Genomic DNA, 14,310 nt, shown 5'->3' on the forward strand with positions numbered 1-14,310 from the left:
CTCCTCATCCAGTCCGGTTCGTCCTGCTGGGCCGGGCAGGGCTCAGGCCTCGGAGATCCTGCGGTAGATCGCCGTGAGGCTGCGGTCCTCCAGCAGGCGGCCGACCGGGACCCGGGTGCCCGTCTCGCGCTCCACGGCGGCGACCAGGCGCAGCATGTGGAGCGAGTCCCAGCTGACCTTGCGGTCGGAGTCCAGCGCGGTGGTCAGGTCGATGCCGTTCATCGGGAGGGCGAGATCGTCCCGCACGATCCGGATGAAGTCGTCCTTGGTCAGCATGATGAACCCTTCGGTCGGTCGCGGATGGTGCCTGCCCGGTCCTCATCGGTGTGACGGGCCCTCCTGGTGCCCGGTGGTCACCGAACGCACGCGCGGGAGGACTTCCGAGGGTGTCGGCTGCTGCTCGAATCGCGCTCGGGCCGGGCCACATCGGCGGCGGGCGCGATGAGCCGGTCCGATCCGAGGAACACCGTGGCACCGGACTCCCGGTTCGCGGGCGGTGCGCCGGGTGACGTTCGGTACCGGTCGACCGGCCCCGCTATATTGATCCCTCGTGGCGGGGACAACGGGGAACGTGGTGGGCGGCCGGTACCGGCTGGCGGAGGCCATCGGCCAGGGCGGCATGGGCCGGGTCTGGCGCGCGCGGGACGAGACGCTCGGGCGGGCGGTGGCGGTCAAGGAGGTCTTCCTCCCCGTGCACCTGAGTCCCGAGGAGCACCGGGAGTTGACCGGACGGGCGGTGCGCGAGGCGCGGGCCGCGGCGGCGCTCAACCACCCCGGGATCGTGACCGTGCACGACGTGGTCGAGCAGGACGGCGCGCCGTGGATCGTGATGGAGCTGCTCGCCGGCAACTCGCTCGCCGCCGTCCTCAAGGAGCAGGGCCGGCTGCCCTGGCAGCGGGTCGCGGCGCTCGGCGCCGACCTGGCCGACGCGCTCGCGCATGCCCACCAGGCCGGCATCGTGCACCGCGACATGAAGCCGGACAACGTCTTCCTCGCCCAACGGCGCACCGTCGTCACCGACTTCGGCATCGCCCGGGTGCTGGACGCGAGCACCCAGCTCACCCAGAGCGGGATGATGATCGGCACGCCGCAGTACATGCCGCCCGAGCAGTTGGAGGGCACGCCGGTGGGGACCGCCGGCGACCTGTGGTCTCTTGGGGCCACCCTCTACACCGCGCTCGAAGGGGAGCCGCCGTTCAACGGCCCGTCCCTGCCGTCGATCTGGCTCGCCATCACCCAGCAGCCGCTCCCGCCGGCGCAGCACGCGGGGCCGCTCGGGCCGTTGCTGGAGTCGCTGCTTCACAAGGACCCCGAACGCCGCCCCACGGCCCAGCAGGCGGCGGCGCAGCTGGAAGCGCTGCACGCCCGGGCCCTCGCGGCACCGTCCGCGACACCGCCGTCCGCGACACCGCCACCTGTGACGGCCCAGGCCACCGCGGTCCAGCCGGCGCCGCGCCCGGAGACCGTCGTCCTGCGCACCGCACCCGAGCCCGAAGCGACCCGCAAGAGCGGCTGGCGGGAGTTCGCCATCGCCACCGCGATCGGACTGGCCGCGGTCGGTGGCACCTCGCTCGCCGTCGTGGAGATCATCCCCAAGCGGTGAGCCGGCCGCAAACCCGGTTGACGCCCCCTACCGTCCACCGCTTTCCTGCTGCGATGCCCACCTCTCACAACTCTCACAACTCTCACGACTCGCAGACCATCGAGCTCCGCATCGAGCGGGCGGACGGCGACGCCATGCTCGAAGACTGGCGCTACGTCCACAACCTGATCATCCCCACCGACCCGCTCTCCCTCGACGCCGTGCGCGAGCGCAGCGGGCGCAATCACCTGGCGGTCGCGTATCTCGGCGAGCTCCTGGTGGGCTGCTCCACGGTCCGGCCGCCCACCGGCGAAGCGGCCGCCGACGAGGCCGCCACGGCCACCGTCATCGCCCGGGTGCTCCCCGCCCTCCGGCGCCACGGCATCGGCGAGCAGCTCTACAACCACGGGCTGGCGCAGGCGAGAACGCTCGGCGCCACCGTCATCGAGACGGTCGTCCTGGAGTCGAACGCGGACGGACTGCGGTTCGCCGAACACCACGGGTTCGTCGAGCTCGAGCGCTATCTGCTGCCGGGCGACAGCATCCGCTACGTCGACCTGCGGCTGGCCGCCAACCCCACGGCCCCGCACCGCGGCTGAGAGGTCATTGACAACAGGAGGTGGATGCTGTGGCCTGAACACCTCAACTGCTCCGCAGTCTCATCTGGGAGGGGAACCGCCGTGCCCGTGTCCGCCCGCCTGCGACTCGTTGCCGCCACCGCAGGGGCCTTCGCGCTCGCCCTGCTGCCGACGGTCAGCCAGTCCACCGCCACTGCCGACCAGGCCGCCGCGGCCCCGTGGTCCGCCCGGCTCGCCGTGCACCCGCTGCGGCACGCGAGCCCGGCCGACGACCCGGTGCTCGCCGCACCGCTGCCCACCAGCGACTGCCTGACCCAACTGCACCGTGCCTGCTACTCGCCGCTCCAGTACCGCACCGCCTACGACCTCGACCCGCTCTACCAGCACGGGATCACCGGCCAGGGGCGGACCATCGTGATCGTCGACTCGTTCGGCTCGCCGACCATCCAGCACGACCTGGACGTCTGGTCGGCGCAGTGGGGCATCGCCAGCAGCCAGGTGGACGTGGTGCAGTGGGGGCAGGTCCCGGCCTTCGACCCGAAGAACGCCGACATGGACGGCTGGGCGAGCGAGAGCACCCTGGACGTGGAGGCCGCACACGCCGTCGCGCCCGGCGCGAGGATCGTGCTGCTGGAGACCGGCGTCTCGGAGACCGAGGGCGCGGTCGGCGTGCCCGAGATGATGAGCGGCATCAACCACCTGGTGAACAATGGCCAGGCGGACGTGGTGTCGATGAGCTGGGCGACCAGCGAGGGGATGTTCCCGGGCTTCGACCAGGGCGATTACACCAGCCTGACCACGCTGCGCTACGCCTTCACCAATGCCGCGAAGCACGGCGTCACGCTGACCGCCAGCTCCGGCGACGGCGGCGGCGACTCGACCAAGCTGGACGCCGCCTGGCCGGCCGGTGACCCGCTGGTCACGGCGGTCGGCGGCACCGAGCTCCACCTGGACGACCAGGGCGCCAGGACCGCCCCCGACGCCGCCTGGTCGGGCAGCGGCGGCGAGCTCTCCAAGGTCTTCGCCCGCCCGGGCTACCAGGACCCGGTCCGCTCGGTGGTCGGCGACCACCGCGGCACCCCGGACATCAGCATGGCGGGCTCGCCCAACGGCGCGCTCTGGCTGTACTCCAGCTTCGACCCGGCCAACACCGGCTGGACGGCGGACGGCGCGGGCACCAGCGAGTCCTCCCCGCTCTTCGCCGGCGTCGTCGCGCTGGCCGACCAGGCCGCCGGCCACCGCCTCGGCGTGATCGACCAGGACCTGTACCACCTCTACACCCGGCACTCGTCCGGGCTGGTGGACGTCACCACCGGCAGCACCGGTCCCAACGGCTACACCGCGGGCCCTGGTTACGACCAGACGACCGGTGTCGGCACCGTGGACGCCGCCAAGCTGGTCCAGGCAATCGCACACCTGCACTGACCCGGCAGTGCTGTGACGGTCCGTCAACTTCTGTCAGAGAGTTGACGGACCGTCAGCGCTCCCCGACGAAGAGCGTCTGCAGCACCCGGCCGCAGTCGCCCAGTTCGTCGTCCAACCGCCCGAGCGCCAGGCCCGATCCGGCCGGGCTGGCGGTGGTGGCCGCACTCAGGCAGAGCCACTCGCCGACCGGATCGCGGTGCAGCGCCAGCGTGACATCGGTGTTGACCACCTGCCGGCGGACGTGGTCGAGCTCGAAGGCCACCGCCCAGTTGCTGTCGGCCAGCGTCAGCGCCCGGGTCAGCGGGGTGTCCGGCTCGCCCGCCACCAGTGGCACCCGCTGCCGGACCCAGGCCGTCCCGGGCCCCGGCCGGTCGAAGCCGCCGCCGTCCGCCCAGCGCCACTCCATCGCGGACACGTAGCCGCCGTGGTCGGTGCCGGGCAGCCGGTGCGGCGGCTGCGGTGCGGGCAGCGGCGGCGGGGTCGGCTCCGGACGGAGCGCGGGCGTGTCCTGCGGGCTGGCCGTCATCCGCCAGGCCCGGGCCAGCATCACGACCTGGCCGCCCGCGGTGATCTCGCCCTCCAGCAGCTCGCTGCGCGCGCCCGCGCGGACCGTGCGCACCTCGACGGTCAGCTCGTCCACCGGCACCGGCCGCGGGATGTCCAGCGTCACCCGGGCGATCCGGAACCCCTCGCGCACCTGGTGCCGCTCCATGGCCCGCCCCAGCAGCGCGGACGGCGGCCCGGCGTGCTGCGCCTTCGGGCTCCACGGCCCCACGGTGTGCCCGGTGCTCTCGTACCGGCCCTCGCCCAGATCGCGGTAGAAGGAATCCGGCGTGCCCGCCGCCCCTGCTGTCGTCATCCCGTCCAGCCCCCTCGGCTCGCTTCGACCACTCCCTCGCGCCCCACGACGATAGGCGATCGGCAGGTCCCTGGATCACCGGTTTAGCCGTTACCTGGGCGAGGAAGAAGTTACCTGTGCAGGTAACACGTGACGAGCAGGACGGGCAGCGTTCGCCGAGCGCGACCGCGCGGCGCGGCCAGATCATCGCGGCCGCCGTCCAGGTGCTGGCCGAGAGCGGGTACGGACGGGCCACCTTCGAGCGGATCCGGCAGCGGGCCGGGATCTCCAGCACCCGGCTCATCTCGTACCACTTCGGCACCCGGGACGAGCTGATGGAGGCGGTGCTGATCGACATCGCGCTGGAGGCCCAGGCCGCCATCGCCCGCCGCACGGACGGCGCGCCCACCGCCACCGAGCGGCTCACCGCCCGGATCGAGGCGGAACTGGCCTGGATCGCGCGCAATCCCGCCGCCGTCCGGGCGATGTACGAGATCTGCATGAACGCCAGGGACGAGGACGGCGCCCTGCGCTACGGCACGCAGGCGTCGGCCGAGGCGAACGTGGCCGAGCTGGCACCGATTCTGCGGGCCGGCCAGCAGAGCGGGGAGTTCCGGGAGTTCGACACCACGCTGATGGCGCTCACGCTGAAGTCCGCGATCGACGCCGCCATCGTCCGGATGACGCAGCCCCCGCGCCTGAGCGTGGACGACTGCGTCCGCGAGATCACCACCCTGGCCCTGCTCGCCACCCGGAGCACGCCATGACCACGCATGACGCATCGGCGACGACCCCTGAAGCGCCGCCCCGGCCGAGCCGCCGACGCCTGCTGCTCGGTGTCGTCTGGGACATCGCCGTCCCGATCGCGGTGTACTACGGCCTGCGCGCCGCCGGCGTCGGCGTCTTCGTCGCGCTGCTGGCCGGCGCCGTCCTGCCGGCGCTCACCACGGCGGTGCAGTGGGTCCGCACCCGCAGCCTGGAGGGGATGGCGGGATTCATCGCCGGGACCATGCTGCTCGGCGTCGCGGCCGCGCTGATCAGCGGCAGCCCGCGGTTCCTGCTGGCCAAGGACGGTTGGCTGACCGGCGTCGCCGGGCTCTGGTTCCTGATCTCGATCAGGGCCCATCGCCCGCTGCTCTTCCACGGCGGCCGCCCGCTGCTGGAGGGGCGGTTCCGCTCCGACGGCACCTCCTGGGACGTGCTGTGGGAGCGCGAGCCGGCCTTCCGGCGGATCTGGCGGGTCTCGACCGCGATCTGGGGCGTGGCGATGCTGCTCGACGCCGCCGTGCGGGTCGTGATGGCCTACACCCTGCCGGTGGACCTGGTGCCCGGCCTCGGCGCGCTGCTCTGGCCGGTCACGCTGCTGCTGTTGCAACTGGTGAACGGCGTCTACTACGAGGTGGCCGGACTCTGGCGGTTGACCTCCGGCACGGCCGCCGCCCGTCCGGCGGCCGGTTGAGCCGCACAGGCCCTGGCCCAGTGGTCGGCGAGCAGGCCGAACAGCAGGTCGTCGGTCCACTCGCCTTTGCACCAGGTGTACTCAGGGCGCCGCCCCTCCAGTTGGAAGCCCACCCGCTCCAACAACCCGGCGGAACTCCGGTTGCGCGCGTCGCACACCGCCGAGACCCGGTGCAGGCCGCGCCGCTCGAACAGCTCCCGCAGCACCGCCCGCACCGCCTCGGTGGCGTACCCGTGCCCCTGGTGCTCCGGGGCGAGGGTGAAGCCCAACTCGGCCTGGCGCAGGTTCTCGTGCAGGTGGACACCGAGGTCGCCGATCAGCCGGCCGTCCGTCCGCAGCTCGATCGCGTACTGGAACCAGCCGGGCCGCCGCGGGTCTCCCGCGGCGAAGTCCCGGACCAGCTCGGCGGCCTGGGCCGGCGAGACCGGTGCGCTCCAGCCTTGGTAGCGGGCGACGGCCGGGTCGGAGCGGTAGGCGGCGAGCGCGGCGGAGTCCTCGGGGCGGAAGCGGCGCAGGTCGAGCCGGGGGGTGCTGAGTGACATGCGGGAGAGCCTGCCATGACCCGGCGGTGGTCGGTTGTGATTTTCCAGCCTGGCCCCTGGCAGGCCGCCTACGCCAAGTGGCTGGCGCCCTACCTCGGTTCGGCCACCACCCCGCCGCCCGCCGCCTACCTGCCCTGACGGTCCGGCCAGCAGGCCTGACGTACCGTCACTTCTCCTCCAGTGCACGGGGCCGGCGGCCGTCCAGCTGGTCCGCCAGGCCGCGCCGGGTAGCCGGGGTCAGGTCCTCGCGGGCCAGGCAGGCCCCCTGAGCGAGCACCTCGACCCGTTCCGCCCGCTCGGGTCCGGTACGGTCCGGCCCGAGACCCGCGGGGCCTCCGGTAGCCCGAGCGGGTGGACGGGTCCAGGGGTCTCGGGTGTCGGCGCCACCGTCGCCGGTCGGGCACGCGACCCTCGTCCGCAAGGAACAGAGGAGACCAGGACCATGATGATCCCGCCCGGCCCCCGAACGAGCGGCCGCCGCCCGGCCCCCGCGCTGCTGCTCGCCGCGCTGGTCGCCGTCGCCGCCGTCAGCGGCTGTTCGAGCAGTTCGAGCAGCTCGACCGCCAAGCCGACCGCCAGCGCCCCCGTCGGCGGGTCGACGGGCAGTGCCGCGACGGCCACCGCTACCGCGTCCGCCTCCGCGAGCACGTCCGCGAGCACGTCCACCAGCGCCTCCGCGAGCACCGGCACGAGCGTCACCGTCACTGAGAAGGAGTACTCGCTCAGCCTGACCCAGACCCCGCTCACACCCGGTACGTACACCTTCGTCGCGCAGAACGCCGGAACCGTCGAGCACGCGCTGGCCATCGCCGGACCGGGCGTGACCGCCACCCAGACCAACCCGATCCAGCCGGGGCAGCAGGCGCAGCTCACCGTCACCCTGCAGCCGGGCAGCTACGAGCTCTGGTGTCCGATCGACGGCCACAAGGCGCTCGGCATGGACACCCACATCCAGGTCGGGGCCGCCAGCTCCTGACCGTCGTCCGATCGGCGGTACGGACGCGCCGCTGTTCGGGGTACCGCCGCGGCCCTTCGTCCGACCGGGGAGCGCGCCGGGCTGCTATGAAGAATCCTGAGCCCGTTCTGTCGGTCTCATCCCTTTTCTGAGGAGGCATCCTCATGGGTGCTACAGCAACGGCCGCGACCGAGGAAGGTCGCGGCGCGTCCCAGGGCGGCGACGAGCCGCTGGTACACATTCTCTGGATCAACGCCGGCCTCAGCTGCGACGGTGACTCCGTCTCGCTGACCGCCGCCATGCAGCCGAGCATCGAGGAGATCGTCACCGGCGCGCTCCCCGGGCTGCCGAAGATCGCGGTGCACTGGCCGCTGATCGACTTCGAGTGCGGGCCCGTGCAGGGCGCCGACAACTTCATCGAGTGGTTCTTCAAGGCCGACCGGGGTGAACTCGAACCCTTCGTGCTGGTGGTCGAGGGCTCCATCCCGAACGAGTCGATCAAGAAGGAGGGGTACTGGTGCGGCTTCGGCGACGATCCGAAGACCGGTCAGCCCATCACCACCAGTGAGTGGTTGGACCGCCTCGCGTCCAAGGCCACGGCCGTGGTCGCGATCGGTACCTGCGCCACCTACGGCGGCATCCACGCGATGGCCGGCAACCCGACGGGCGCGATGGGTGTGCCCGACTACCTCGGCTGGGACTGGAAGTCGAAGGCCGGGCTGCCGATCGTCTGCGTGCCGGGTTGCCCGATCCAGCCCGACAACTTCGCCGAGACCCTGACCTACCTGCTCTACCAGCTGGCCGGCTCGGCGCCGATGATCCCGCTGGACGACAAGCTCCGTCCCACCTGGCTGTTCGGCGCGACCGTGCACGAGGGCTGTGACCGCGGCGGCTACTACGAGCAGGGCCAGTTCGCCACCGAGTACGGCCGGCCCGAGTGCCTGGTGCGGCTCGGCTGCTGGGGTCCGGTGGTCAAGTGCAACGTCACCAAGCGCGGGTGGATCAACGGCGTCGGCGGCTGCCCCAACGTGGGCGGCATCTGCATCGCCTGCACCATGCCGGGCTTCCCGGACAAGTTCATGCCGTTCATGGACCCGCCGCCCGGCTCGCACGTCTCCTCCAACGCCAGTGCGGCGTACGGCAAGGTGATCCGCCGGCTGCGCGAGATCACCACGCGCACGGTGGACAAGGAGCCCAAGTGGCGGCGCACCGGCAGTCGGCTGACCACCGGTTACCGCCCACCGTGGTGACCCGCTGAACCACGGCGGGCCGCACGCCCCGTGCGTGCGGCCCGCCGCTGCATACCCCCCACTCCGTGAGCAGGACCCGCGGGCCGCCTTCCGGGCGGTCGCGCGCGCAGAGCAGAAGGGCACGACAGAGACGATGGCACCGACGACGAAGCCGGCCGGCGACGGCAGTGGCCTGGTGGAGATGTCCTGGGACCCGATCACCCGGATCGTGGGCAGCCTGGGCATCCACACGAAGATCGACTTCAAGCAGAAGAAGGTCGCCGAGTGCTACAGCACGTCGTCGGTCTTTCGCGGCTACAGCGTCTTCATGCGCGGCAAGGACCCGCGGGACGCGCACTTCATCACCAGCCGGATCTGCGGCATCTGCGGTGACAACCACGCCACCTGTTCCGTCTACGCGCAGAACATGGCCTACGGCGTGAAGCCGCCGCACCTCGGCGAGTGGATCATCAACCTCGGCGAGGCGGCCGAGTACATGTTCGACCACAACATCTTCCAGGAGAACCTGGTCGGGGTCGACTACTGCGAGAAGATGGTCCGCGAGACCAACCCCGGGGTGCTGGAGCTGGCCGAGCGCACCGAGGCCCCGCACGCGGGCGACCACGGGTACAAGACGATCGCCGACATCATGCGCTCGCTCAACCCGATCGAGGGCGAGTTCTACCGCGAGGCGCTCCAGGTCAGCCGCTACACCCGGGAGATGTTCTGCCTGATGGAGGGTCGCCACGTGCACCCCTCCACGCTCTACCCGGGCGGCGTCGGCACGGTGGCCACGGTCCAGCTCTTCACCGACTACCTGAGCCGGCTGATGCGCTACGTGGAGTTCATGAAGAAGGTCGTGCCGCTGCACGACGACCTCTTCGACTTCTTCTACCAGGCGCTGCCCGGCTACGAGGAGGTCGGCCGCCGCCGGATCCTGCTCGGCTGCTGGGGCAGCCTCAACGACCCGGACCACTGCGACTTCACCTACCGGAACATGACGGACTGGGGTCGCAAGATGTTCGTCACCCCGGGCGTGATCGTCGACGGCAAGCTGGTCACCAACGACCTCACCGAGATCAACCTCGGCATCCGGATCCTGCTCGGCAGCTCCTACTACCAGGACTGGCAGGGCCAGGAGCAGTTCGTCACCCACGACCCGCTGGGCAACCCGGTCGACCCGCGGCACCCGTGGAACCAGCACACCATCCCGCAGCCGCAGAAGCGCAACTTCGAGGACAAGTACAGCTGGGTGATGTCCCCGCGCTGGTTCGACGGCAAGGACTACCTGGCGCTGGACACCGGCGGCGGCCCGATCGCCCGGCTCTGGTCCACCGCGCTGTCCGGCCTGGTCGACATCGGCTACATCAAGGCGACCGGCCACAGCGTGGTGATCAACCTGCCGAAGTCGATGACCAAGCCGGAGACCACCTTCGAGTGGAAGATCCCGCAGTGGAGCAACGCGATCGAGCGCAACCGGGCCCGCACCTACTTCCAGGCCTACGCGGCCGCCGCCGCCCTGCACTTCGCCGAGAAGGCGCTGGGTGAGGTGCGGGCCGGCAAGACCCAGACCTGGGAGAAGTTCGAGGTGCCGGACGAGGGCATCGGCTGCGGCTTCACCGAGGCGGTGCGCGGCGTGCTCTCGCACCACATGGTGATCCGGGACGGCAAGATCGCCAACTACCACCCGTACCCGCCCACCCCGTGGAACGCCAGCGTCCGGGACAGCTACGGGACGCCCGGGCCCTACGAGGACGCGGTGCAGAACACCCCGATCTTCGAGGAGAACTCCCCGGAGAACTTCAAGGGCATCGACATCATGCGCGCCGTGCGCAGCTTCGACCCCTGCCTGCCCTGCGGCGTGCACATGTACGTCGGCAACGGCAGGACCGTGAAGACCATGCACGTGCCCACCGGCCTGAGCGGACTCACGGCATGACGGCGGAGGAGCTGGGCGTACGGGTCCAGCAGGTGCTCGACCAGCTCGACGAGGCCGGGCAGCGCGAGGCCGCCGAGGAACTGGTCCGCACCCTGATGGACTTCTACGGCGCGGGCCTGGCCCGGGCGGCCGAGCTGTTGCCCGCCGAGGCACTCGGCGACGAACTGGTCGCCGGACTGCTGGTGTTGCACGACCTGCACCCGCAGGACCTGGGGACCCGGATCGGGCACGCGCTGGCGGCGGTGCCCGGCTGGGCGGTGCAGCGGTTGGACGTCGAGCGCGGTGAACTGACGCTGCGTCAGACCGATGAGGGCGGTGGCTGCGGCTGCGGATCCGCGCAGGACGGGGAACGGGTCGAACAGCTGCTGGCCTGCTTCGCCCCCGAGCTCACGGCGGTCGAACTGGCCAAGCAGCCCACGCTGTTGCAGATCGGCACCCGCCCCGTGGCGGAGGTCCGGTGAGCGTGCGTCAGCTCACCGGCCCCGGCACCGCGCTGCTCCGCCGGCTGCGTGAGCCGGCGCCGCCGCAGCCGGAGCGTTGCGAGTTCTGCGACGTCCACCTGCCGGGCGAGCACCGGCACCTGGCGGACCGCGACGAGCGTGCGCTGGTCTGCGTCTGCCCGGCCTGCGCCCTGCTGTTCCATCAGCCGGGCGCGGCCGGCGGCCGCTACCGAGGGCTGTCCGGGCGCTATCTGGTGGACCCGGAGCACCAGTTGGACGAGCCGGCCTGGCAGGCGTTGCGGATCCCGGTCAGCACCGCGTTCCTGTTCCGGGACACCGCGCTGGATCGGCTGGTGACCCTCTACCCGAGTCCGGCCGGGGCCGCGGAGGCCGAACTCGACGAGGCGGCCTGGCAGACGGTGCTGGACGGCAGCCGGCTCGCCGCCGAACTGGAGCCGGACACCGAGGCGTTGCTGCTGCGCCGGACGGCGGGGCGGATCGACTGCTACCTGGTGCCGATCGACGTCTGCTACGAACTGGTCGGCCGGCTGCGGCTCTGCTGGCACGGCTTCGACGGCGGCGCCGAGGCCCGCGCCGAGCTGGACGGCTTCTTCGGCCGGCTGTCCGAGCGGGCCAGGACCCCGAAGGCGCAGGTGCGGCCGTGACCGAACTCTCCTTCGCCTGCGCCGGGGTGCGCTCCGACCCGTACGCGGCCGGACCCACCCTGATCTTCCGGCTGCGGATCACGGCCGGTGGCGGTGCCCGGGTGCACGCCCTCGCGCTGCGCTGCCAGATGCGGATCGAACCGGCCCGCCGCCCCTACGGCGAGGCCGAGGGCGAGCGGCTGGCCGACCTGTTCGGCGAGCGCTCGCGCTGGGGCAGCACGCTCAACCCGATCCAGTTCGCCCAGGTCTCGCTGATGGTCCCCGGCTTCGAGGGGGAGACCGAGGTGGACATGGTGGTGCCCTGCACCTACGACCTGGAGGTCGCAGCAGGCCGCTACCTGCGGGCGCTGGAGGGCGGCGAGGTGCCGCTGCTGCTGCTCTTCTCCGGCACCGCCTTCTCCGGCCCCAACGGCTTCCAGGTCACCCCGGTGCCCTGGGACAAGGAGGCGGTGGTGCGGATGCCGGCCACCGTCTGGCGGGACGCGATGGACCAGCACTTCCCCGGCTGCGGCTGGCTGCGGCTGCCCGGCGACCTGATGGACGAGCTGCTCGCCTACCGCTCACGGCACGCGCTGCCCTCCTGGGAGGCGACGGTCCGTGAGCTGCTGGGACGGGTCCCGATCGAGGAGGCGGTGCGATGACGGCGGTCCCGGCCCAGTTGGAGACCCGTTTCGCGGTGGCTCGGCAGATCGCCGACGCGGTGCTCTTCGAGGGCTACGTGCTCTATCCGTACCGGGCCTCGGCCGCCAAGAACCGGCTGCGCTGGCAGTTCGGCGTGCTGGTCCCACCGGGCTACGGCACACAGAGCGCCGAACACTCCGGCCAGCGCACCGAATGCGTGATGGAGCCGCGTCGTGGCGCCTCGCTCGCGGTGCAGCTGCGCTTCCTGCGGGCCCGGCGGCGCACCGTGCAGCGGGCGATCGGCGGCGGGGAGTTCGAGACCGTCGCCGAGCTGGAGCTGGCCGACCGGGTCCTGCTCCCGTGGGACGAGGGGGTCGAGGAGCGGATCGAACTGGTGCTGCCGGTCGACCGGTTGACGGGCGACGGGATCGAGCACCCGTTCCGCTCGGCCGCCGTCGAGGAGCAGGAGGAGCTCCTCGACGGCGGCGAGCCGGTCGGCCGGCTGCTCCGGCGGTGCGAACAGCTCGACGGGGTACTGCGGTTGCGCACCCAGGAGCTGCCCGGTCCCTACCGGGCCGTGCGGTTGACCGCCGAGGTGGTCAACACCTCGGACTGGCAGCCCGGTTCGGGAGACCAGCGGGAGGCGGCACTGCCGCGCTCGCTGGTCTCCGCGCATCTGCTGCTCGGCCTGGACCAGGGCGCCTTCATCTCCGCCACCGACCCGCCCGAGTGGGCCAAACCGGCGGTCGCCGACTGCCGCAGCGAGCACACCTGGCCGGTGCTGGTCGGTCCGCCGGGCGACGACTCGGTCCTGCTCTCCTCGCCGATCATCCTGGAGGACCATCCGCAGGTGGCCCCCGAGAGCCCCGGCGTGCTCTACGACGCGACCGAGATCGACGAGATCCTCGCGCTGCGCACGGCCGCGCTCACCGACCGGGAGAAGCGCGAGGCCCGGGGCACCGACGAGCGGGCCGGTGCGGTGATCGACCTCGCCGACTCGCTGCCCGCCGAGGTGCTGGAGCGCCTGCACGGCGCGGTGCGCGCGCTGCGCGAGGTGACCGCGCCCACCGAGCCGGCGGCCGACCAGCCCTGGTGGGATCCGGGCAACGATCCGCAGGTGGACCCCGAGCGGGACCGGGTGCTGGTGGACGGCCGCTCGGTCGGCGCGGGCAGCCGGGTGCTGCTGAAGCCGGGCCGCCGGCGTACCGACGCGCAGGACCTCTTCCTGGCCGGGCAGAGCGCCCTGGTGGAGGCGGTGCTGCACGACGTGGACGGCTCGGTGCACCTGGCGGTGACCATCGAGGCCGACCCGGGCGCCGACCTGTGGCGGGCCCAGGGTCGGTTCCGCTACTTCCAGCCGGACGAGGTCACACCGCTGGAGGACGAGTGACGACGCGGCAGATCCTGGTGGCCGGGGTGGGCAACATCTTCCTCGGCGACGACGGCTTCGGTGTCGAGACCGTGCGCCGGCTCAGCGAGCAACCACTGTCCGCGCAGGTGGAGGTGGTCGACTTCGGCGTGCGCGGCGTCCATCTCGCCTACCAACTGCTCGACGGCTACCGGCTGCTGGTGCTGGTCGACGCCACCGCGCGGGGCGGCCGCCCCGGCACGGTCTACCTGATCGAGGCCTCGGACGGCCCGGTCGAGCAGGTCGAGCCGGTCGGCGCGGCGGTGCTGGACGGACACCGGATGGGTCCGGATGCGGTGCTCGCGCTGCTGGGCACGCTCAGCGCCGGGACCGGCGGTTCGCCGCCCGAGCGGGTGGTGGTGGTCGGCTGCGAGCCGCAGTGCCTGGAGGAGGGCATCGGGCTGAGCGCACCTGTGGCGGCGGCCGTCGACGAGGCGGTCGCGGTGATCCGGCGCCTGCTGGACGAAACCGAGAGACCGGCCGTGGAACCGGTCGAGAGAAAGGCGGCACCATGCTGAAGTTCCTGTTTCGCAGCGCGCTCCTGGCGGGCGTCGGCGTGCTGGTCTGGCAGAACCTGCCGGACCTGAAGCGCTACCTGCGGATCATGCGCATGTGACCGTGGTCCGCAC

The 14,310-nt window shown here is 72.0% G+C and carries 16 protein-coding genes; 13 read left to right on the forward strand and 3 right to left on the reverse strand.

What is annotated here, in order from left to right; genetic code table 11:
- Positions 1-42: 42 nt before the first annotated feature.
- Positions 43-276 (reverse strand): acyl carrier protein, encoded by a 234-nt coding sequence (locus tag ABH937_RS30895; RefSeq protein WP_280693634.1) that lies wholly within the window; start codon positions 274-276, stop codon positions 43-45.
- 274 nt (positions 277-550) lie between these two features.
- Between ABH937_RS30895 and ABH937_RS30900 the strand changes: the two genes are divergently transcribed.
- The 3 genes from ABH937_RS30900 (at position 551) to ABH937_RS30910 (ending at position 3,585) form a co-directional block, all read left to right on the forward strand.
- Positions 551-1,603, forward strand: coding sequence for a serine/threonine-protein kinase (locus ABH937_RS30900; protein ID WP_280693635.1), 1,053 nt, complete (start codon positions 551-553; stop codon positions 1,601-1,603).
- Positions 1,604-1,656: 53 nt separating this feature from the next.
- Positions 1,657-2,181: an N-acetyltransferase family protein gene (locus tag ABH937_RS30905; RefSeq protein WP_370220152.1), complete on the forward strand. Its 525-nt coding sequence runs from the start codon at positions 1,657-1,659 to the stop codon at positions 2,179-2,181.
- Positions 2,182-2,262: 81 nt separating this feature from the next.
- Positions 2,263-3,585 carry a S8 family serine peptidase gene (locus tag ABH937_RS30910; protein WP_370220153.1) on the forward strand — a complete coding sequence of 441 codons (1,323 nt, stop codon included), beginning with the start codon at positions 2,263-2,265 and terminating at the stop codon, positions 3,583-3,585.
- Between the two features lie 52 nt (positions 3,586-3,637).
- On the opposite strand, the gene ABH937_RS30915 is transcribed toward ABH937_RS30910, so the two are convergent.
- Entirely contained in the window at positions 3,638-4,444 is an 807-nt protein-coding gene (locus ABH937_RS30915) for a thioesterase family protein (RefSeq protein WP_280693638.1), read from the reverse strand.
- Between the two features lie 116 nt (positions 4,445-4,560).
- Between ABH937_RS30915 and ABH937_RS30920 the strand changes: the two genes are divergently transcribed.
- Both ABH937_RS30920 and ABH937_RS30925 read left to right on the forward strand, forming a co-directional pair.
- Complete coding sequence (locus ABH937_RS30920; protein ID WP_280693639.1) at positions 4,561-5,190, forward strand: TetR/AcrR family transcriptional regulator; 630 nt, start codon at positions 4,561-4,563, stop codon at positions 5,188-5,190.
- Positions 5,187-5,882: a VC0807 family protein gene (locus ABH937_RS30925; RefSeq protein ID WP_370220154.1), complete on the forward strand. Its 696-nt coding sequence runs from the start codon at positions 5,187-5,189 to the stop codon at positions 5,880-5,882. The genes ABH937_RS30920 and ABH937_RS30925 overlap by 4 nt, the downstream gene beginning before the upstream one ends.
- On the opposite strand, the gene ABH937_RS30930 is transcribed toward ABH937_RS30925, so the two are convergent.
- Positions 5,816-6,424, reverse strand: coding sequence for a GNAT family N-acetyltransferase (locus tag ABH937_RS30930; protein WP_370220155.1), 609 nt, complete (start codon positions 6,422-6,424; stop codon positions 5,816-5,818). The two genes, ABH937_RS30925 and ABH937_RS30930, sit on opposite strands and share 67 nt — an antisense overlap.
- Positions 6,425-6,866: 442 nt before the next feature.
- On the opposite strand from ABH937_RS30930, the gene ABH937_RS30935 reads away from it, so the two are divergent.
- The 8 genes from ABH937_RS30935 (at position 6,867) to ABH937_RS30970 (ending at position 14,199) form a co-directional block, all read left to right on the forward strand.
- Positions 6,867-7,400, forward strand: coding sequence for a hypothetical protein (locus ABH937_RS30935; RefSeq protein WP_280693642.1), 534 nt, complete (start codon positions 6,867-6,869; stop codon positions 7,398-7,400).
- Between the two features lie 143 nt (positions 7,401-7,543).
- The gene (locus ABH937_RS30940) at positions 7,544-8,629 is read left to right on the forward strand and encodes a hydrogenase expression protein HypE (RefSeq protein ID WP_280693643.1); all 1,086 of its coding nucleotides are present in this window, start codon (positions 7,544-7,546) and stop codon (positions 8,627-8,629) included.
- 133 nt (positions 8,630-8,762) lie between these two features.
- Positions 8,763-10,547 (forward strand): nickel-dependent hydrogenase large subunit, encoded by a 1,785-nt coding sequence (locus ABH937_RS30945; protein ID WP_370220157.1) that lies wholly within the window; start codon positions 8,763-8,765, stop codon positions 10,545-10,547.
- Positions 10,544-11,008, forward strand: a complete 465-nt coding sequence (locus ABH937_RS30950) for a hypothetical protein (protein ID WP_370220158.1) — start codon at positions 10,544-10,546, stop codon at positions 11,006-11,008. The genes ABH937_RS30945 and ABH937_RS30950 overlap by 4 nt, the downstream gene beginning before the upstream one ends.
- Complete coding sequence (locus tag ABH937_RS30955) at positions 11,005-11,652, forward strand: DUF5947 family protein (protein WP_370146864.1); 648 nt, start codon at positions 11,005-11,007, stop codon at positions 11,650-11,652. Before ABH937_RS30950 ends, ABH937_RS30955 begins: the two co-directional genes overlap by 4 nt.
- Positions 11,649-12,293, forward strand: coding sequence for a DUF6084 family protein (locus ABH937_RS30960; RefSeq protein ID WP_280693646.1), 645 nt, complete (start codon positions 11,649-11,651; stop codon positions 12,291-12,293). The genes ABH937_RS30955 and ABH937_RS30960 overlap by 4 nt, the downstream gene beginning before the upstream one ends.
- Positions 12,290-13,663, forward strand: a complete 1,374-nt coding sequence (locus ABH937_RS30965) for a hypothetical protein (RefSeq protein WP_370220159.1) — start codon at positions 12,290-12,292, stop codon at positions 13,661-13,663. Before ABH937_RS30960 ends, ABH937_RS30965 begins: the two co-directional genes overlap by 4 nt.
- On the forward strand, positions 13,660-14,199 hold the full coding sequence (locus ABH937_RS30970) for a hydrogenase maturation protease (protein ID WP_370220160.1): 540 nt from the start codon (positions 13,660-13,662) through the stop codon (positions 14,197-14,199). Before ABH937_RS30965 ends, ABH937_RS30970 begins: the two co-directional genes overlap by 4 nt.
- Positions 14,200-14,310: the final 111 nt, after the last annotated feature.

It is taken from the genome of Kitasatospora sp. GAS1066B, assembly GCF_041262605.1.
Lineage (GTDB): Bacteria > Actinomycetota > Actinomycetes > Streptomycetales > Streptomycetaceae > Kitasatospora.